General features: G+C 72.1%; 15 protein-coding genes. 5 read left to right on the plus strand and 10 right to left on the minus strand.

Annotation, left to right across the window (positions count from 1 at the left end; translation table 11 throughout):
* Positions 1–67: 67 nt before the first annotated feature.
* The 4 genes from meaB to OHU35_RS34110 all read right to left on the minus strand — a co-directional run bounded on the left by meaB (position 68) and on the right by OHU35_RS34110 (position 6,266).
* Positions 68–1,060 (minus strand): methylmalonyl Co-A mutase-associated GTPase MeaB, encoded by a 993-nt coding sequence (gene meaB / locus OHU35_RS34095; protein ID WP_189721377.1) that lies wholly within the window; start codon positions 1,058–1,060, stop codon positions 68–70.
* Entirely contained in the window at positions 1,057–3,231 is a 2,175-nt protein-coding gene (gene scpA, locus OHU35_RS34100) for a methylmalonyl-CoA mutase (protein WP_189721376.1), read from the minus strand. Before scpA ends, meaB begins: the two co-directional genes overlap by 4 nt.
* Positions 3,231–5,039 (minus strand): methylmalonyl-CoA mutase family protein, encoded by a 1,809-nt coding sequence (locus tag OHU35_RS34105; protein ID WP_189721375.1) that lies wholly within the window; start codon positions 5,037–5,039, stop codon positions 3,231–3,233. The genes scpA and OHU35_RS34105 overlap by 1 nt, the downstream gene beginning before the upstream one ends.
* A 117-nt stretch (positions 5,040–5,156) precedes the next feature.
* Positions 5,157–6,266, minus strand: coding sequence for an AI-2E family transporter (locus OHU35_RS34110; RefSeq protein ID WP_189721374.1), 1,110 nt, complete (start codon positions 6,264–6,266; stop codon positions 5,157–5,159).
* Between the two features lie 145 nt (positions 6,267–6,411).
* Here OHU35_RS34110 and OHU35_RS34115 point away from each other — a divergent pair, with 145 nt between their 5' ends.
* Entirely contained in the window at positions 6,412–7,377 is a 966-nt protein-coding gene (locus OHU35_RS34115) for a YihY/virulence factor BrkB family protein (protein ID WP_189721373.1), read from the plus strand.
* A 50-nt stretch (positions 7,378–7,427) separates the two neighbouring features.
* Here the strand turns inward: OHU35_RS34115 and OHU35_RS34120 are convergent, their stop codons facing one another.
* Positions 7,428–7,853, minus strand: a complete 426-nt coding sequence (locus tag OHU35_RS34120; protein ID WP_189721372.1) for a DUF6003 family protein — start codon at positions 7,851–7,853, stop codon at positions 7,428–7,430.
* 141 nt (positions 7,854–7,994) lie between these two features.
* Between OHU35_RS34120 and OHU35_RS34125 the strand changes: the two genes are divergently transcribed.
* Entirely contained in the window at positions 7,995–9,092 is a 1,098-nt protein-coding gene (locus OHU35_RS34125; protein WP_189721371.1) for a winged helix DNA-binding domain-containing protein, read from the plus strand.
* Positions 9,093–9,189: 97 nt separating this feature from the next.
* On the opposite strand, the gene OHU35_RS34130 is transcribed toward OHU35_RS34125, so the two are convergent.
* The 3 genes from OHU35_RS34130 to OHU35_RS34140 all read right to left on the minus strand — a co-directional run bounded on the left by OHU35_RS34130 (position 9,190) and on the right by OHU35_RS34140 (position 14,055).
* Entirely contained in the window at positions 9,190–9,981 is a 792-nt protein-coding gene (locus OHU35_RS34130) for a trypsin-like serine protease (RefSeq protein ID WP_189721370.1), read from the minus strand.
* Positions 9,982–10,188: 207 nt separating this feature from the next.
* The gene (locus OHU35_RS34135) at positions 10,189–13,041 is read right to left on the minus strand and encodes a LuxR family transcriptional regulator (protein ID WP_189721369.1); all 2,853 of its coding nucleotides are present in this window, start codon (positions 13,039–13,041) and stop codon (positions 10,189–10,191) included.
* 204 nt (positions 13,042–13,245) lie between these two features.
* Positions 13,246–14,055 (minus strand): LuxR C-terminal-related transcriptional regulator, encoded by an 810-nt coding sequence (locus tag OHU35_RS34140; RefSeq protein WP_189721368.1) that lies wholly within the window; start codon positions 14,053–14,055, stop codon positions 13,246–13,248.
* A gap of 125 nt (positions 14,056–14,180) precedes the next feature.
* On the opposite strand from OHU35_RS34140, the gene OHU35_RS34145 reads away from it, so the two are divergent.
* Together OHU35_RS34145 and OHU35_RS34150 are read left to right on the plus strand one after the other, a co-directional pair.
* Positions 14,181–15,851 carry an AMP-binding protein gene (locus OHU35_RS34145; protein WP_189721367.1) on the plus strand — a complete coding sequence of 557 codons (1,671 nt, stop codon included), beginning with the start codon at positions 14,181–14,183 and terminating at the stop codon, positions 15,849–15,851.
* Positions 15,848–17,446 (plus strand): AMP-binding protein, encoded by a 1,599-nt coding sequence (locus OHU35_RS34150; RefSeq protein ID WP_189721366.1) that lies wholly within the window; start codon positions 15,848–15,850, stop codon positions 17,444–17,446. The genes OHU35_RS34145 and OHU35_RS34150 overlap by 4 nt, the downstream gene beginning before the upstream one ends.
* Before the next feature lie 24 nt (positions 17,447–17,470).
* Here the strand turns inward: OHU35_RS34150 and OHU35_RS34155 are convergent, their stop codons facing one another.
* Positions 17,471–17,992 (minus strand): GNAT family N-acetyltransferase, encoded by a 522-nt coding sequence (locus tag OHU35_RS34155; protein ID WP_189721365.1) that lies wholly within the window; start codon positions 17,990–17,992, stop codon positions 17,471–17,473.
* A gap of 15 nt (positions 17,993–18,007) precedes the next feature.
* On the minus strand, positions 18,008–18,409 hold the full coding sequence (locus tag OHU35_RS34160) for a MerR family transcriptional regulator (RefSeq protein ID WP_189721364.1): 402 nt from the start codon (positions 18,407–18,409) through the stop codon (positions 18,008–18,010).
* Positions 18,410–18,458: 49 nt separating this feature from the next.
* On the opposite strand from OHU35_RS34160, the gene OHU35_RS34165 reads away from it, so the two are divergent.
* Complete coding sequence (locus tag OHU35_RS34165) at positions 18,459–19,340, plus strand: NAD(P)-dependent oxidoreductase (RefSeq protein ID WP_189721363.1); 882 nt, start codon at positions 18,459–18,461, stop codon at positions 19,338–19,340.
* Positions 19,341–19,348: the final 8 nt, after the last annotated feature.

Below are 19,348 nucleotides of genomic sequence, written 5' to 3' on the forward strand. Positions count from 1 at the left end.
ATGCAAGTGGGTTGCATGGGCTCCGGCCGGGGGGTCCGGGTCTCGCCCCGTTCCGGCCGGAATCAGCTCAGAGAACGTCTTGCTCGGAGCCTCCGAGCGCCCCGAGAATCCGCTCGGCGGCCAGGGTCGGTGTCAGCTCGCCGTCCCTGACCCGCTGTTCGAGCGTCGGCGCCAGTGCCCGTACCGCCGGGTCGGCCTTCAGACGGCCGAGGAGTTCGTCGCGGACCATGGTCCAGGTCCAGTCGACCTGCTGGTCACGGCGCTTGGCGGCGAGCCGGCCGGTCGAGTCCAGCAGGGTGCGGTGCTGTTCGAGGCGCTCCCACACGGTGTCCAGACCGGCCGACTCGCGGGCGCTGCAGCTGAGCACGGGCGGGGTCCAGGCAGCGTCCTTGCCGTGCATCAGGCGCAGCGCGCCCGCCAGCTCTCGCGCGGCGGCGCGGGCGTCGCGCTCGTGCGGGCCGTCCGCCTTGTTGACGGCGATCACGTCGGCCAGCTCCAGGACGCCCTTCTTGATGCCCTGGAGCTGATCGCCGGTGCGGGCGAGGGTGAGGAGCAGGAAGGAGTCGACCATGTTCGCGACCGCGGTCTCGGACTGGCCGACGCCGACCGTCTCCACCAGGATCACGTCGTAGCCGGCCGCCTCCATCACCACGATCGACTCACGGGTCGCCTTGGCCACTCCGCCCAGCGTGCCCGCGGTCGGGGAAGGGCGGACGAAGGCCGCCGGATCCACGGCCAGGCGTTCCATCCGGGTCTTGTCGCCGAGGATCGAGCCGCCCGTACGGCTGGAGGAGGGGTCGACCGCGAGCACGGCCACCCGGTGCCCGAGCGAGGTCAGCAGCGTGCCGAACGCGTCGATGAACGTCGACTTGCCCACGCCCGGCACCCCGCTGACGCCGATCCGCCGGGCCCGCCCGCTGTGCGGCAGCAGCCCGGTCAGCAACTCCTGGGCCAGCGCCCGGTGCTGGGGCCGGGTCGACTCGACGAGCGTGATGGCGCGGGCGATGATCGCCCGCTTCCCGTCGAGTACGCCCTTCACATACGCGTCGACATCGATCACAGCTCGTGCCCGAGGTCGGCCGCCAGCCCCTTCACCAGGTCGTACGCCGCGTCCGGGATCACCGTCCCCGGCGGGAAGACGGCCGCCGCGCCCATCTCCAGCAGCGTGGGCACGTCCTGCGGCGGGATCACCCCGCCGACCACGATCATGATGTCCTCGCGCCCCTCCTCGGCGAGCTGCTCGCGCAGCGCCGGTACGAGGGTGAGGTGACCGGCCGCCAGCGACGAGACCCCGACGATGTGCACATCCGCCTCGACGGCCTGCCTGGCCACCTCGGCGGGGGTCTGGAACAGCGGGCCGACGTCCACGTCGAAGCCGAGGTCGGCGAAGGCGGTGGCGATCACCTTCTGGCCGCGGTCGTGGCCGTCCTGGCCCATCTTGGCGACCAGGATGCGCGGGCGACGGCCCTCGGCCTCCTCGAAGTCGGACACGAGGGTGCGGGTGCGGTCCACGGACGGGGACTCTCCGGCTTCGTTGCGGTACACGCCGGTGATGGTACGGATCTGGCTCGCGTGCCGCCCGTACACCTTCTCCAGGGCGTCGGAGATCTCCCCGACGGTGGCCTTCGCACGGGCCGCGTTCACCGCCAGCTCCAGCAGGTTGCCCTCGCCCCCGGCGGCCCGGGTCAGCGCGTCCAGCGCGTCCCGGCAGGCCGTCTCGTCCCGCTCCTCGCGCAGCCGCCGCAGCTTCTCGACCTGCTGGGCCCGCACCGAGGAGTTGTCGACCTTGAGCACCTCGATCTGCTCGTCGCTGTCGACCCGGTACTTGTTGACCCCGATGACCGGCTGGCGGCCGGAGTCGATCCGGGCCTGGGTACGGGCCGCGGCCTCCTCGATGCGCAGCTTGGGGATGCCCGCGTCGATGGCCTTGGCCATGCCGCCCGCGGCCTCTACCTCCTGGATGTGCTGCCAGGCGCGACGCGCGAGGTCGTACGTCAGCTTCTCCACGTACGCGCTGCCGCCCCACGGGTCGATCACCCGGGTCGTGCCGGACTCCTGCTGGAGCAGCAGCTGCGTGTTGCGGGCGATGCGCGCCGAGAAGTCGGTGGGCAGCGCGAGGGCCTCGTCGAGGGCGTTGGTGTGCAGCGACTGCGTGTGCCCCTGGGTGGCCGCCATGGCCTCGACGCAGGTGCGCGTCACGTTGTTGAACACGTCCTGCGCGGTCAGCGACCAGCCCGACGTCTGCGAATGGGTGCGCAGGGAAAGGGACTTGGCGTTCTGCGGATCGAACTGCCTCACCAGCTTCGCCCACAGCAGGCGCGCCGCCCGCAGCTTGGCGACCTCCATGAAGAAGTTCATGCCGATCGCCCAGAAGAACGACAGCCGGGGCGCGAACGCGTCCACGTCCAGGCCGGCCTCACGGCCCGCGCGGATGTACTCCACGCCGTCCGCGAGCGTGTACGCCAGCTCCAGATCGGCCGTCGCCCCGGCCTCCTGGATGTGGTAGCCGGAGATGGAGATGGAGTTGTAGCGGGGCATCCGCTGCGAGGTGAAGGCGAAGATGTCGGAGATGATCCGCATCGACGGCTTCGGCGGATAGATGTAGGTGTTGCGGACCATGAACTCCTTGAGGATGTCGTTCTGGATGGTCCCGGCCAGCTTCTCGGGCGGTACGCCCTGTTCCTCGGCGGCCACGATGTACAGCGCCAGCACCGGCAGCACCGCGCCGTTCATCGTCATCGACACGGTCATCCTGTCCAGCGGAATGCCGTCGAACAGCTGGCGCATGTCGTAGATCGAGTCGATCGCCACACCCGCCATGCCGACGTCACCGGTCACCCGCGGGTGGTCGCTGTCGTAACCCCGGTGCGTGGGCAGGTCGAAGGCGACCGACAGGCCCTTCTGCCCGGCCGCGAGGTTGCGCCGGTAGAAGGCGTTCGACTCCTGGGCCGTGGAGAAACCGGCGTACTGGCGGATCGTCCAGGGCTGGTTGACGTACATCGTCGGGTACGGGCCGCGCAGATACGGCGCCTGGCCCGGGCGTGTGTCCAGGAAGTCCAGGCCCTCCAGGTCACGGCCGGTGTACAGCGGCTTGACCGCGATGCCCTCCGGGGTCTCCCAGAGCAGGTCGTCCCCGCCGGACGCGTTCTTGACCGCCGTACGCCACTCGTCGGGCCCGCCGTCGGCGGCCGGGGAGCCCAGCTCGATCCCGGAGAAGTCGGGGATTCCCATCAGGACACTCCCATGCGGTCGAGGGTGGCGGACAGCACGGCGACGGCGTCACAGCCCGCGAAGACGTACGAGTCGACACCGGGGTGGTTCCCCGGCCGCCCGGCGAGGAACACCTGTGCGGCACCGGCGGCCTTGAGCTGTCCGGCCACCGCCTCCGCCTGCTCCTCGTACAGGGCGTCACTGGAGCACAGCACGGCCTCGCTCGCGCCGCTCTCCTCGAAGGTGCCCTCCGTGACGGGCTCGATGCCGCCCGCCTGGAAGAGGTTCGAGGCGAAGGTCAGGCGCGCGGTGTGGGCCGCGGCCGGGCCGATCGCGGCCAGGAAGATCCGGGGCCGGGAGCCGGTCGCCGCGAGGTGGGCGTCGGAACGGGCGCGCAGCGCCTCGTACGCCTCGTCGCGACGCACCCGCGGCAGCCCGCCGGACCGCGGCTCGGGAGCCGGCTCGCGGACGACCGGCTTCTCGGCGATGTGGGGGAACTCGCTGACGCCGGTGATGGGTTCGCGCCGCTTGGCGAGCTTCCCGCTCCGGGCCGCCCAGGTGTCGGCGAGATCCTGGCCGAGGTCGCCCGACCGCAGGGCGGCCGCCTGGCCGCCGAGCCGTTCGATCCGCCGGAAGAACTCCCAGCCCGCGTGGGCGAGTTCGTCGGTGAGGCGCTCCACGTACCAGGAGCCGCCCGCCGGGTCGATCACCCGGGACAGGTGCGACTCCTCGATGAGGATCGTGGAGGTGTTGCGGGCGATACGGCGGGCGAACGCGTCCGGCAGGCCGAGCGCGTGGTCGAAGGGCAGCACGGTGACCGAGTCGGCCCCGCCCGCCCCCGCGGCCAGCGTCGCGATGGTCGTGCGCAGCATGTTCACCCACGGGTCGCGGCGCGTCATCATCACCGGTGAGGTCACGACGTGCTGGAGCTGCGCCCCCGCACGCGGGGCCCCGCAGGCCTCGGCGACCCTCGCCCAGAGCCGGCGCGCGGCCCGCAGCTTGGCGATCGTCAGGAACTGGTCGGCGGTCGCCGCGTACCGGAACTCCAGCTGCGCACAGGCCTGTTCGACGCTCAGGCCGGCATCCGTCAGCTCCCGCAGATACGCGACCGCGGTGGCCAGCGAGCAGCCCAGCTCCTGGGCGGCCGAACCGCCGGCCTCGTGGTACGGCAGCGCGTCCACGGTCAGCGCCCGCAGCCCCGGGTACTCCTCGGCGCACCGCCGCGCGAGATCCGTCACCGGTGCGACGTCGTAGCCCTGTCCGGTACGGGCCTCGTGGCCCAGCGGGTCCGCGCCCAGGTTGCCGCGCGCCACGTCCCGGGCGACACCCCGCTCCTCGTACAGCCGCAGCAGCTCCCGTGCGGCGGGCTCGGTCTCCCGCCCCGCGTCGAGGACGACGGGTGCCAGGTCGAGATAGACGCCGTCGAGGACCGTGCCGAGGGCCGGCACCGGAATGCCGTCCTCGCCCACGGTCAGCCAGAGGGAGGAGACACCGTTCTCCAGGTCCGCGAGCACCGCGGTGCCGTCGGCCGCCGTGTGCCGCTGCCGTACGTCCCAGCCGCCGACCGTGTTCCCCTCGGCACGGCCGCCGCGCACAAAGGGCGCGAACCCGGGGAAACCAGGCTTGGGGGCGTTGTCGCGCGCGGTGTAGAGGGGCCGGGTGCGCAACCCGTCCTCAAGGGCGGTGGACAGGGCTTCCTCGGCCTCGGCTCCCTCGACGTCCTTGCCCGACTTGCGCAGCACACCCGCCACAAGGCGCTGCCACTGCTCATGGGGCACATCAGGGAACTCGCCGGCCAGCTCAAGCCCGTCGTCAGGCAGGACCGTCATGCTCGGATGTTAGGCCACGTTAACGAAAGAGCAGGAGTGGGCGCGGCTGTGACCTTGCCCTCTCCCTGACTGTGGCCTCGGTCTCCATGATCCGCGCGGCGTTCGTGCCGGTGTCGTTCACGCCGGTGTCGTGATCCGGTCCCCGGACCCTCGCAGCGCCTGGTACACGGACCACACCACGGCCACCAGCGGCACGGCCACCACGGCACCGATCACCCCCGCCGCGACCGCTCCGCCGACGACCGCCAGGGCCACCACCACCGGGTGCAGCCGGACGGCCCAGCTCATCACGATGGGGTGCAGGAGATGGCCCTCGATCTGTCCGATGATCACGATCAGGGCCACCACCACCAGGGCGATGAGCGGTCCCTTCGACGCCAGCGCGACGACGGCCGCGACCGCCAGGGCGATCGGCGAGCCGATCAGGGGGATGAAGGCGGCCAGGAACTCCAGCAGCGCCAGCGGCATGGCCAGCGGCACCCCGAGAGCGAACAGGGCGATGCCCACGAGGACCGCGTTGGTCGCCGCCACCAGCAGGATGCCGTGCGTGTAGCCGGTGAAGGTCCGCCAGGCGGCCCGGCCCGCGACCGTGACGTGCTGCCGCGCCCCGTCGGGGAGCTGGTCGCACACCCACCGCCACTGCCGCTCGCCGGAGTGCGTGAAGAAGACCGCGCAGAACAGGGCCAGAGCCAGCACGGTCAGCACCTCCAGCAGCCGGCTCGCGCCGCTGAGCGCCGTACTGATGAGGGTGGAGCGATGGCTCGAGAGGAGTTTGCCGATCCGGGACTGGAGATCGGCGAAGGCGTCGGCGGGAAGCCGGAACGGCGGCTCTTCCAACCGGCGCTCGATCCGGTCGATCCCCGCCACGAACTCCCGCTCCAGTCCGCTGCGCTGATCCGCCACGGTCTCACCCACCAGGGCCAGCGCCCCGAGGACGAGGACGATGCCGCCGACGATCGCGACGGCGACCGCGAGCGGCCTGGGCATGAACCGGGCCAGGAGCCCTGCCGCGGGGCGGAGCACGGCGGCGATGACGAGGCCGAGGAAGACGGCGACGGCGATCCGGTGGAACTGCCCGAGCACGGAGAAGGCGAAGCGGACGACGATGCCGACGGCGATGATCCGCCAGGCGTACGCGCCCGCGGTCCGCAGCCAGGCCGGCACACGCGGCTCCTCACCGCCGGGGCGTTCGAGCGGCGAGGGAGGCGGTTCGACAGACGCGGCCATCTCATCCCCGTACCACCCACCGCCCGCCGGACCGCGGTGCCGGCCCTGAATTCCCCCGAAGGCCGGTACCGGCCGGTGCGGCGTCGGGGAACATGCACGGGGAAGCCGGTCAGGGACCAGCCGTACGACAAGGAGCGTCCACGCCATGGGTACCGCCGTCCACGTCCCGCAGACCCGGGACATGATCGGAGACGAACTCTCCGGAGACGAGGCGTTCACCGCCCTGCGCCACTACGGGGGGCTGCGGCTGCTGACCGACTCCTTCGCACGGTTCCGTTACGCGGACGGCTTCACCAACGCGCGAGCCCTCGCCTTCCAGGTGGTGCTCGGGCTGGTTCCGTGCACCGTGGCGCTCGTCGGGCTGGCCACGTCCGTGCACACCGAGGGTGTGGGCCGCGTCATCGAGCTCACGCTCGGCCGGATCGTGCCGGGTGCCAGCGCGGAGATCGTCGAGGACGCCTTCGAAGGGACACGGCGCACCGCCCATGGCGATGTCTGGAGCACGCTCGCCCTGTGGCTCGGTCTGGGCTTCGCACTGTTGAACCTCGCCTCGGCCATGGGCCAGATCGAGCGCGGCGCCAACCGTATCTACGGCATCGAGCGCGACCGTCCCTTCCCGCGCAAGTACGCGCGAGGCATCGTGCTCGCGCTCGCCGCCGGTCTGCCCCTGGTGCTGGGGTTCGTCGCCCTCGTCGCCGGCGAGGCCGTGGGCGACGCGGTGGCGGACTCCGCCGGCCGGGAGGGCAGCGGGCCGCAATGGTGGGGCGTGCTCGACATCCCCGTGGGGCTCGCGCTGGCCTGGGTGGCCTCCGCCGTGATCTTCCGCTGGTCGCCTCGCCGCGTCCAGCCCGGCTACACCTGGCTGGCCTTCGGCTCGGCCGTGCACCTCCTGCTGTGGGTGTCGGCCACCTGGCTGCTCGCGCTGTACGTCGAGGAGAGCGGTGCCTTCGGCGCCGTGTACGGGCCGCTGACCGCGTTCATCGCCCTGCTGCTGTGGGCCAACCTCACCGCCGTGGCGCTCTTCCTCGGCATCGCGTTCGCAGCCCAGCTGGAAGCGGCCCGCGCCGGCATCGAATCGGCCGTGCGGCCGGACCCCGGACCAGGTGCGTGAGGCCGTCCGACAGCTGATTCCGTACGGCAGCCGAAACCGCCGCCGTGCCGTCAGCCGCTCGTCGCAGCGGTCACCGTCGCGGGGTCCACCCCGGTGAGTTCGACGATGCGGTGCGGTGCCACGCCGGCGGTCAGCGCGCGGGCGATCAGGCCGTCGCGGCCGTCCGCGCAGTCGCGGAAGGCGAGCAGCTCCTCCTCCACCCGGGCGAGTGACTGCGGTGCGTTCAGATGGCGGACCCGGCTCAGTTCCTCGTCGCCCAGCGGGACGGGCAGCCGTTCCGCTCCCTCGGGGATGGCCGCCGTCTCCTCCGGCGGCAGCAGCCGCAGCTGCGGGGAGACCGGCGTGCTTCCCTGCGCGTCCAGCCAGGCGCGTACCGCGGGAGTCTCCATGCACGCGAGATCGCCGACGGCGGCAGGGGCCACGCCGAGCGTCGCGGACGGGTCGTCAAGCAGGAACAGGTAGGCGTCGTCGGTCATCCTCGGCTCCTTCTCGGCGGGGGCTGATCGACTCCCTTTACCCCGCCGCGCCCGGATTACCGCCGGCTCCTCCGTGCCGAGTCGCGGCCATCATGACCATCGCGGTCAGAACCTGTCCGCAAGCCCGACTACCGTGCCCTCATGGCGAACACCCAGCGGAGCGTCCTCGGTACCCGTGCCCTCAACCGCGCCACCCTCGACCGGCAACTGCTGCTGCGCCCCGCCCGGATGTCCGCCGTCGCGGCCGTCGAGCATCTGGTCGGTCTCCAGGCGCAGAACGTCAAGCCTCCGTACTACGCGCTCGCCGCACGCCTCGACGGGTTCGACCCCGAGGCGCTGTCGACGCCCATGGCCGGCCGCGAGGTCGTCCGTATCGTCACGATGCGCTCCACCATCCACACCCACACCGCGGACGACTGCCTCACCCTGAGGCCGCTGGTGCAACCGGCCCGGGACCGGGAGCTGGTCACCTTCCGCAAGGGACTCGCCGGTGTCGACCTGGACCGGCTCGCCGGTCTCGCCCGGGACCTCGTCGAGACCGAGCCCCGCACGATGAAGCAGTTGCGCGAGGCCCTGCTCCAGGAGTGGCCCGACGCCGATCCGCAGGCCCTGGCGGTCGCCGCCCGGTGCCGTCTGCCGCTCGTGCAGGTGACCCCGCGCGGCCTGTGGGGCCGCAGCGGGCAGGTCAGTCTCACCACCGCCGAGCACTGGCTCGGCCGCCCGTCCGAACCCGCCCCCACCCCCGACGCGGTCGTCCCGCGCTACCTCGCCGCCTTCGGCCCGGCCTCCGTGAAGGACATGCAGACCTGGGCCGGACTGACCCGTCTGCGGGAGGCATTCGAACGGCTCCGCCCGCGACTCGTCACCTTCCAGGACGACAACGGCGTCGAGCTCTTCGACCTTCCGGACGCCTCCCGCCCCGACCCGGAGACCCCGGCCCCGCCGCGCTTCCTGCCCGAGTTCGACAACCTGCTGCTCTCCCACGCCGACCGCACCCGCGTCGTCCCACCGCAGTACCGGGGCCGCTCCTGGCAGGGCAACATCGCCCACCGCACGCTCCTCGTCGACGGCTTCCTCAAGGGCCTGTGGCGGCTGGAGGAGCAGGCGCTCGTGATCGAGCCCTTCGACCGGCTCACCAGGGCCCAGCGGGACGAGGTCACCGCCGAGGGCGAGCGGATGCTGCGCGTGATGCACCCGGGGACGTCGTACGACATCCGCTTCGGGGTCGTACGGACCTGACGCACCGCACATGGAGAGGGGGCGTTGCGGGCCGCTCGTGGAGGCCCGCAACGCCCCCTGGTCTTTCACCTGAGGGGTACTCAGGAGCTAGTTCTGGTTACGAGTTGACCTGCGTCGTGACCAGGTTGGAGAAGGTGGTCAGCCGGGTGTAGACACCCGGGTAACCGGCCTGGGCGCAGCCTTCGCCCCAGGAAGTGATGCCTGCCAGGACGCCCCCGATGAGCAGGGGGCCGCCGCTGTCGCCCTGGCAGGTGTCCACGCCGCCGGAGGTCTTTCCGGCGCACACCATGTCGCTCTGCACGAAGTCGGAGCCGTAGGAGCTCGCACAACTGGAGTCGGACACGGTCGGTACGGTCGCGGTGCGCAGCTGGTTGGAGGAGCTGCCGCCCGCTGAGGTGGTGCCCCAGCCGAGGATGCGGGCGGTGGCGCCGGCCGCGTACACCGAGGTCTGGGAGGAGGAGACGTACTTCGCCGTCGTGTACGGCATCGACGTCGACAGCGTCAGCACGGCCACGTCGTCGCCGTTGGTGGCGTCGGTGTAGCTCGGGTGGATCCATATCTTGCTGACTCTGCTGACCGTGCCGTTGGTGCCGTTGAGGTAGGTGCGGCCACCGACCACCCGCACGCTGCTGGTGGTCTCCCCGACCATGCAGTGCGCGGCGGTGACGACCTTGGTGGGCGAGACCAGCGTGCCGCCGCAGAACTGGCTCTGCGAGGCGTCCGTGATCTGCATGACGAACGGGTACGCGGTCGTCGTGGTCGTGGTACCGCCGACGATCGGCTGGGGCGCGGCGACGGCGGCGGGAGCGGTGAGCAGCGCGGTCGCGGCGGCGGCAGCGGTCACCGCGGCGACGGCGGCGGCCTTCTTGGCACGGTTGAACCCGAACATGGGTCTCCTTGGGGAGTTGCCGGTGGGGGGTCGCGCGGGTGGTCGTGAAGCACGGGGACCCTGACGCCGTTGTTCGGATCTCCGTGTGCCCGGCGAGCGGCACGCCCCCAAGCTAGAGCCCGGCACAGGGGGCTCCCAATGAGGGAACCCCCTAAGGGAGTTGGGCAGGGAAAACCCTCGGTCGCGCCCCGCAAACCCAGGTGGGGGTCAGGTCGTGCGGCGGCCGGCGGCCAGCCGGACGATGTCCACCCGCGAACGGATCCCCAACTTCCGGTAGACCCGGGTCAGCGTCGCCTCGACGGTCTTGACACTGATGAACAGACGGGCCGCGATCTCCCGGTTGGTCGCGCCCTCCATCACGAGCGAGGCGACCTGACGCTCCATCGAGGCCAGGCCCTCCAGCGCGTCCAGCGCGACGGGTGTCGCCACGGAGGCCGGCTCCACCGCCGTGGAACCACCCGCGACGGCCGCGTCGACCTGCCGCAGCCAGGGCAGCGCCCGGCAGCGCCGGAACAGCCGGGCGGCCTCGTCGTACGATGCCGGCCCCGGCAGGGGAGTGCCGCCGGTGCGGGGCAGGGCGGCGGCCTGGGCGCGCAGGCGGGCCAGCGCGAAGGCGGCCCGCGCCTCCTCCAGGCCGTAGCCCAGCCTGCCGAGCCGGTCCCGCACGGACGCCAACCGGACGAGGGCGGCCTCGTGTTCGCCGCGTGCCGCCCGCACCAGCGCCTCGGCCCGGTCCAGCACGGCCAGCACGCTCTCCCGGCCCAGCCGCAGCGCGTGCGCGCGGGTCGTGTCGATGACGTCCTGGGCCTCGCCCGGTTCCCCGATGCGGACCAGGGCCTCGGCGAGGTCGCCGTGCCAGCGGCCGCGCGCCGGGTCGTTGATGCCGAGGCCGTGCTCCAGCTCCCGCACCCGGCGCAGCGAACGGACCGCGGCCGCCGGGTCCCCGGCCACCAACTGGGCGTAGCCCAGGGCCGCCAGAGCCCGGGACAGATACATCTGGTCGCCGTCGACCTCGGCGTGGTCGGCCGCCTCGCGCGCGAGCGCCAGCGCCCGGTCCACGTCCCCGGCGGAGGCCTCCGCGAGGGAGGCGAGCATCGCCGAGGCGCCCTCGCCGATCCCGGCGTCCCGGGCCAGCCGCAGGCTCTCGCGGGCCAGGTCCAGGGCCCGGCCGCAGTGCCCGGTGCGCAGCTCCGTGTCGGCGAGGAAGCGCAGGAAGTGCACCTCGCTCTCGACCATGCCGCGCCGCCGCACCTCGCGCAGCAGCGCGGTGATCACCGCCCGCGCCTCGGGCAGCTGGTCGCTCATGATCAGCCAGCGGAACCGGGCCGAGCCGGCGCCGTTGTGGTGGCAGGCCACATACGGGTCCTGGGGTTCCCGCAGCGCCCGTTTGACGGTCGCGGGCGCGCCCGGATGGCCCATCAGGGTCTCGGTGGAGGCCTGGAAGGACAGCGCCATCAGCTCGGTGCGCCGGTCCCCGCCCCGGGCGGCCAGCTCCGCCGCGTGCTCGGCCTCCTGCCGGGCCTCGGCGAAGTCGCCCTCCACGACCAGGCCGCGCCAGGCCAGCTGGTAGTGGACCAGGGCGAGCAGCCGCGGGTCGTCGCCCGCGTCGGCCAGGACCTGCGGGAAGACGGCGTCGACCTCGCCGAGCGCCTGTCCGGCCGCCTCGATGACCACCATCCAGGCCCGTACCCGCTCGGCCGGCACGGTGGCACGCGTCAGTACGTCGCGGGCGATGTCCCGGGCGAGATCGGCCTCGCCGGCGGTGATCGCGTCCTCCGCGGCCTGCAGCCGCCGCTCGTCCGGGCCGGGGGTGCTGTCCGCCGGGGTGTGCCGGGCCGCGAGCAGCCCGAGCGAGGCGGCCACGGACGGCGCCCCGCGGTCCAGGGCCAGCGCGCCGGCCTCGGCGAGCCGGGCCGCCACCTCCGGGTCGGTGCCGGTGGTCGCCAGGGCCAGGTGCCGGGCCCGCTCGATCGGGTCGGAGGCCGCCGTGGACAGCGCGGCGTGCACGGCCCGCCGCTCCTGCGCCGGGGCCTCCGCGTACAGCGCGGCCGAGATCAGCGGATGCGCGAACCGTACGGCGGGCCCCTCCGCCTCGGTCGCCAGCAGCCCGAGCGCCGCCGCCTGGGCCGTCTCGGCCTCGGCCTGCTGCCGGCCGGCCGCGTGCAGCAGGGCCAGGGTGGGGCGGGCACCGGCGCTGGCCACCAGGAGGGTGCGGCGCGCCTCGTCCGACAGCATCTCCAGCCGGCTCAGCACCAGGGCCCGCAGCGAGGTGGGCACGGGCAGCGGCTCGCCGGGCCGGGGCCGGGTGGGGCTCTCGGCCAGGGCACGGCCCAGTTCCAGCGCGAAGAGCGGGTTGCCGCCGCTGGTGCGGTGGATGTCGCGGATCGTGGAGCGGGACATGGGGGTGTAGCCGCGGTGGTCGAGCAGCGCCGAGACCTGCGTACGGGTCAGCGGGCCCAGCCGGACGGCGAGCGTGTCGGGCGGGGACGCGCGTAGATGGCGGTCGTACTCCTGGCCCTCGGTCCGCACCGCGCACAGCATCTGCACGGGCGTGTCACCCAGCCGGCGGGCGGCGAAGCCGAGCAGTTCGGCACTGGCGGCATCCAGCCACTGCAGGTCGTCGGCGACGACCAGCACCGGGCCCTCGGCGGCGAGGGCGCGCAGCGCCGACAGTACGGCCAGACGCAGCGCGAGCCCGTCACGCTGGAGGGTGGACTCGCCGCGGCCGGTGAGCGCCGACTCCAGGGCGGTGCGCTGGGCCGAGGGCAGCTGTTCCGAGACCTCGTCCAGGACCAGGCCGAACAGGTCGGCCAGCGCCAGGAAGGGCAGGTGGGATTCGGACTCGGTGGCCGAGCAGCGCAACACCCTCCGGGCCGAGCCGCCGTAATCCGCGGCCAGTGCCCGCAGGACGGTCGACTTTCCTATTCCCGCGGGGCCGTGGAGCAGCACACTTCCGCCTCGGCCCAGCTGTTCACGCGCCGACGTGAACAGATCCTCCCTGCCGATGACCAGGTCGGGGCGGCACCTGGGAGGCTCCTGGAAGTCCCGTCGCACGGTCACCGCTCCCCTCCCTGTGTCGTGTCCTGGCCAATATTAGGCAACAGCTCTTTGAATTTCGGACGGACGGCGTGGTGAGGGAAATAACAACCGACGCCGACGGGCGAATTCATTGGGCCCCCGAATGCGGCGGCAGACGCCGTAGGCGCCCCGTCGGGAGCCCTTCGGCATTTCGAACAGACCGGTATATCAGAAAACATCACAAACCTACGGCAACCATCCCGCCCGACGCGCGGCGACCACGGCCTCGCCCCGTGTCCGGGCCCGCAGCTTCCGCATGGCCGACCGCAGATACCCCTTGACCGTCTCGGGCGTCACACCCAGCCGCTCGGCGGCGACCGCGTTCGTGGCCCCGGCGGCGACACACGCCAGCACGTCCACCTCGCGCGGCGCCGGCCGGACCCGGGCCGGCGAGGCGGACCCGGCCGTCAGCAGCGCACATGCCTCCAGCAGCTCGTCCCGCAGCTCCGGGTCCGCGATCCTCGGGGCCAGCGCCCGCAGCGCCGCGTGCGCCTCCCGCACCTGCTCCCACCCCGCGCCCGCCCCGCCTCCGGCGGCGAGCGTGCGCGCCTCGTCCCGCACGACCAGGGCCCGCTCCACGTCCCGCGCCGCCTCGACCGCCGCTTCCAGCATGCGCCCGCCCAGCGGCAGGGCCGTGCGCAGCGCGCCGTACAGCACCCCGCGCACCCCGTGCCGTACGACCACCGGGACGGCCAGCACCGAGCGCAGCCCCTCCACGGCCACCGGGGCGTCGTACTCGTGACTGATCTGCCGCGACACCGAGTAGTCCGTCACCACGCACGGCCGGGCGAGCACCACCGTCTTGCCGCCCAGCCCGTTCCCGGACGTCACCACGAACGAACGCAGGGCGTCCGTCGCCGTGCCGCTCAGTTCGCTGATGCGCATCTGTCCCCCGGCCTCCATCAGGCCGCCGAAGGCGACCGGGAGGCCGGTGGCGCGCCGCAGACGCAGCAGCGCGTTCCGTATCTCGACCGCGTCGGACGCGTCTGCTGTCACCTGTTCGCCCCTTCACTACGGCTCCTGTGCGGGCGCACCCCCCGTTCGGGGGTAGTGAGTCCTGCATCACGGATTACACGATGGTTCGGAGCCGCCCGGCAATGGTCCGGTACTCAGGAGGACAGATGACATCGGCGACGGAGATGTTCCGCGGGGCGCGGGACTTCCTGCTGGAACACCGCGAGGACTACGCCACGGCCTACGACGGCTTCCGCTGGCCCCGTCCCGAGTACTTCAACTGGGCGCTCGACTGGTTCGACGAGATCGCGGACGGCAACGCCCGCACCGCCCTGCACATCGTCGAGGAGGACGGCCGCGAGACCCGGCTGTCCTTCGGGGAGATGTCCGTGCGCTCGGCACAGTTCGCCAACTGGCTGCGCGCCCGGGGCGTGCGCGCCGAGGACCGGATCCTCGTCATGCTCGGCAACCAGGCCGAACTGTGGATCACCGCGCTCGCGGCGATGAAGCTGCGCGCGGTCGTCATCCCGGCCACGCCGCTGCTCGGCCCCGCCGACCTGCGCGACCGCGTCGAACGCGGCCGGGTCCGGCATGTCATCGCGCGCTCCGAGGACACCGGCAAGTTCGCCGAGGTCCCCGGCGACTACACGCGCATCGCCGCCGGTACCGCCCCCGAGGGCTGGCTGCCGCTGGAGGACGCCTACGGCGCCCCCGCCGACTTCACGCCCGACGCCCCGACCAGGTCCGACGACCCGCTGATGCTCTACTTCACCTCGGGCACCACCGCCCGGCCCAAACTCGTCGAGCACACCCACACGTCGTACCCGATCGGGCATCTGTCGACCATGTACTGGATCGGCCTCAAGCCCGGCGACGTGCATCTGAACATCTCCTCCCCGGGCTGGGCCAAGCACGCCTGGTCCAACCTCTTCGCCCCCTGGAACGCCGAGGCGACCGTCTTCCTGTACAACTACACGCGCTTCGACGCCGCCCGGCTCATGGCCGAGATGGACCGGGCCGGCGTCACCACGTTCTGCGCCCCGCCCACGGTCTGGCGCATGCTCATCCAGGCCGACCTGACCCAGCTGCGCAGCCGGCCGCGCGAGGTCGTCGCCGCCGGTGAGCCGCTCAACCCGGAGGTCATCGAGCAGGTCCGCCGGTCCTGGGGCGTCACCATCCGGGACGGCTTCGGCCAGACCGAGACGGCCGTGCAGGTCGCCAACAGCCCCGGCCAGCCCCTCAAGACCGGCTCGATGGGCCGGCCGAGCCCCGGCTACCGCGTCGAGCTGCTGGATCCCGTCTCGGGCGCGCCGGGCGCGAGCGAGGGGGAGATCGCCCTCGACCTGTCGGGCCGCCCCGTCGGCCTGATGACCGGCTACCACGGCGACGCGGACCGGACGGCGGAGTCGATGGCCGGCGGCTACTACCGCACCGGTGACATCGGCGCGCGGGACGAGGACGGCTACATCACCTACGTCGGCCGCGCGGACGACGTCTTCAAGGCGAGTGATTACAAGATCTCGCCCTTCGAGCTGGAGAGCGCGCTGCTGGAGCACGAAGCGGTGGCGGAGGCGGCGGTGGTGCCCGCCCCGGACGAACTGCGCCTCGCCGTCCCCAAGGCATACGTCGTGCTGGCGGAGGGCTGGGAGCCGGGCCCCGACACCGCGAAGGTGCTGTTCGAGCACTGCCGGGAGGCCCTGGCCCCCTACAAGCGCATCCGCCGCCTGGAGTTCGGCGACCTGCCCAAGACCGTCTCCGGCAAGATCCGCCGCATCGAGCTGCGCGAGGCCACTGCGGCCGGATCGGACGCCGAGTACCGCGAGGAGGACTTCCGGTGATCTCTTACAGCCATGGAACCGGCGGGACGGCTCTGCTCGGCGACACGATCGGGGCCAATCTGGACCGGGCGGTGTCCGCCTGGCCGGAGCGCGAGGCGCTGGTCGACGTCCCGTCCGGGAGACGCTGGACGTACGCGCAGTTCGGTTCCGCCGTGGACGAGTTGGCGTCCGCGCTGCATGCCTCCGGTGTCGCCAAGGGCGACCGGGTGGGCATCTGGGCGGTCAACTGCGCCGAGTGGGTGCTCGTCCAGTACGCCACCGCCCGCATCGGCGCGATCATGGTCAACATCAACCCGGCCTACCGCACGCACGAGGTCGAGTACGTTCTCAACCAGGCCGGTGTGTCCCTGCTCTTCGCCTCCGTCAGCCACAAGGCGAGCGACTACCGGGCGATGGTCGAGCAAGTGCGGGGCAGGTGTGCCGAGTTGCGCGAGGTCGTGTACGTCGGCGACCCGAGCTGGGAGGCGCTGCTGGGACGGGCCACCCCGGACGCCCGGTCCCGGTACCCGGAGCTGTCCTGCGACGACCCGATCAACATCCAGTACACGTCGGGCACGACGGGCTTCCCCAAGGGCGCGACCCTCTCGCACCACAACATCCTCAACAACGGTTACTTCGTGGGCGAGTCGATCGCCTACAGCGAGCAGGACCGGGTGTGCGTCCCCGTCCCCTTCTACCACTGCTTCGGCATGGTCATGGGCAATCTGGCCGCCACCTCGCACGGCGCCTGCATCGTCATCCCCGCCCCGTCCTTCGACCCGAAGGCCACGCTGGACGCGGTCCAGCAGGAGCGCTGCACCTCGCTCTACGGCGTCCCGACCATGTTCATCGCGGAGCTCAACCTCCCCGGCTTCGCGGCGTACGACCTCTCCTCCCTGCGCACCGGCATCATGGCGGGCTCGCCCTGCCCGGTCGAGGTGATGAAGCGGGTGGTCACCGAGATGCACATGGCGGAGGTCTCCATCTGCTACGGCATGACCGAGACCTCCCCGGTGTCCCTCCAGACCCGGAGGGACGACGACCTGGAGCACCGCACGGGCACCGTGGGCCGGGTCCTGCCGCACATCGAGGTCAAGATCGTCGACCCCGCGACGGGCGTGACACAACCCCGGGGCACAGCGGGCGAGTTGTGCACCCGCGGCTACAGCGTGATGCTCGGCTACTGGAACGAGCCGGAGAAGACCGCCGAGGCCGTCGACGCCGGCCGCTGGATGCACACCGGCGACCTCGCCGTGATGCGCGAGGACGGCTACGTCGAGATCGTCGGCCGCATCAAGGACATGATCATCCGGGGCGGGGAGAACATCTACCCGCGCGAGATCGAGGAGTTCCTCTACGCCCACCCCAAGATCCAGGACGTCCAGGTCGTGGGCGTCCCGCACGACCACTACGGCGAGGAGGTCCTGGCCTGCGTCATCCCCCGCGACCCGGCTGCCCCGCCGACGCTGGAGGACCTACGGGCCTTCTGCGAGGGGCAGTTGGCGCACTACAAGATCCCGAGCAGGATTCAGGTCCTCGACTCCTTCCCGATGACGGTGTCCGGGAAGGTCCGCAAGGTGGAGCTGCGGGAGAGGTTCTCGGAGGGGCAGAGGTAGCAGAGCGCGGGGTCGCCCTCTCGGTCACAACGGTGCGCGCATGCACACCCGAGGCCACCGATCGAGCCCGTGCTCGGCTTCCGCAGCGCGGATCTCGCGCAGCCCGGCGGTGAGGTCGGGCTCGCCCAACGCGTGGAAGCCGAGGCGGGCGTAGTAGGGGGCGTTCCACGGGACCTCCGTGAAGGTGGTCAGGGTCAGGGCGGTCAGGCCCTCCTCGCGGGCGCGGTCGGCGGCGTAGGCCAGGAGGTCTCGGCCCACGCCTCGGCGCGCGGCGCGCGGGTGGACCGAGACCTGCTCGATGTGCAGCGCGCCGTCCACGGGTTCGGCGAGCAGGTAGGCGACCGGATGGTCCCGCTCGTCCACCGCGACCCAGCAGCGGCCGGCCCGGCGGTAGCGCTCCAGCACGTCGAGCCCCGGTGGCTCGTCGTCGGCGATCTCCGGCATGCCGAGGTCGCGGAAGGGGGCGCCGGCGGCGCGTTCGATGTCCTGGAGGGCGGGGAACTCGGCGGGGGCGGCGGGGCGGATGCGGGGAGGCCTGGAATGCATTCGTTCACCAACTCGTCAGGCCGGCACCGGATCGGCGTCGTCGAAGGGCGGATAGGTCTGGCTGCCCAAGCGCTCGGCCGCGTCGATGTAGTCGGCAAGAGCGTCGCGGGACCGAGCGAGTGTGGCCAGCTGGTCGTCCAGTCGCCGCAGCCGTGACCGCATCGCGGCGAGCAGTTCGGGACAGCCGAGCAGCTCCGGGGCCTCCCCGACCGCACAGGGCAGCAGATACGCGATGTCCTCGGACGATAGGCCGGCGCCGAGCAGGTGGCGGATCTGTCTCACCCGCAGCACGGCGTTCGCACCGTACTCGCGATATCCGTTCGCGCCGCGGTCCGCCTCCAGCAGGCCCTGGGCCTCGTAGTAGCGCAACTGATGGGCGTTCACGCCCGTCCGGTGACTCAGTTCCCCGATACGCATCGAAACCTCGCTTGACCTTCACACCGGTATCAACGTTGACGATGCTGCCATGAACACAACCGACACACCCGTGACAGTCATCGGACTCGGGCTGATGGGCCAGGCACTCGCCGGCGCATTCCTGAAAGCCGGGCATCCCACAACTGTGTGGAACCGTACGACCTCCAAGGCCGACGCGGTGGTGGCCGGAGGCGCACGGCTCGCGCCGACGGTCGGCGACGCGCTCGAGGCAGGTTCTTTGACGATCATCTGCGTCACCGACTACCAGGCCGTGCGGGAGCTGTTCGGCGCGAGCGATGTCGGGCTCGACGGCACGACGCTGGTCAACCTGACCTCGGGCGACTCGGCCCAGGCCCGGGAGACCGCCCGATGGGCCGAACAGCGCGGCGCCCGTTACCTGGACGGCGCCATCATGGCCGTCCCGCCGGCGATCGGCACCGCCGAGGCGGTGATTCTGCACAGCGGGTCGGAGGCGGACTTCGAGGCACACAAGTCGACACTCGGCGCGCTCGGCACCGTCACCTACCTCGGTGCTGACCACGGCCTGGCGTCCCTGTACGACGTGGCCGGCCTGGCCATGATGTGGAGCGTCCTGAACGCCTGGCTCCAGGGCACCGCCCTGCTCGGGACGGCCGGTGTCGACGCCGCGACGTATGCGCCCTTCGCGCAGCGGATCGCGGCCGGAGTCGCCGAATGGCTGCCTGGCTATGCCCGGCAGATCGACAGCGGCTCCTTCCCGGCGGAGGTCTCGGCCCTGGAGACCGACGCGCGGGCCATGGCGCACCTGATCGAGGAGAGCGAGGCGGTGGGTGTCAACGCCGAACTGCCCAAGCTGATCAAGGCGATGGCCGACCGCTCGATCGCCGCCGGACACGGTGGGGAGCAGTATCCCGTGCTGATCGAGGAGTTCGGCAAGCCGAGCGGCGACTGACCGACCCT

The organism is Streptomyces purpurascens (assembly GCF_045040895.1).
GTDB lineage: Bacteria > Actinomycetota > Actinomycetes > Streptomycetales > Streptomycetaceae > Streptomyces > Streptomyces purpurascens.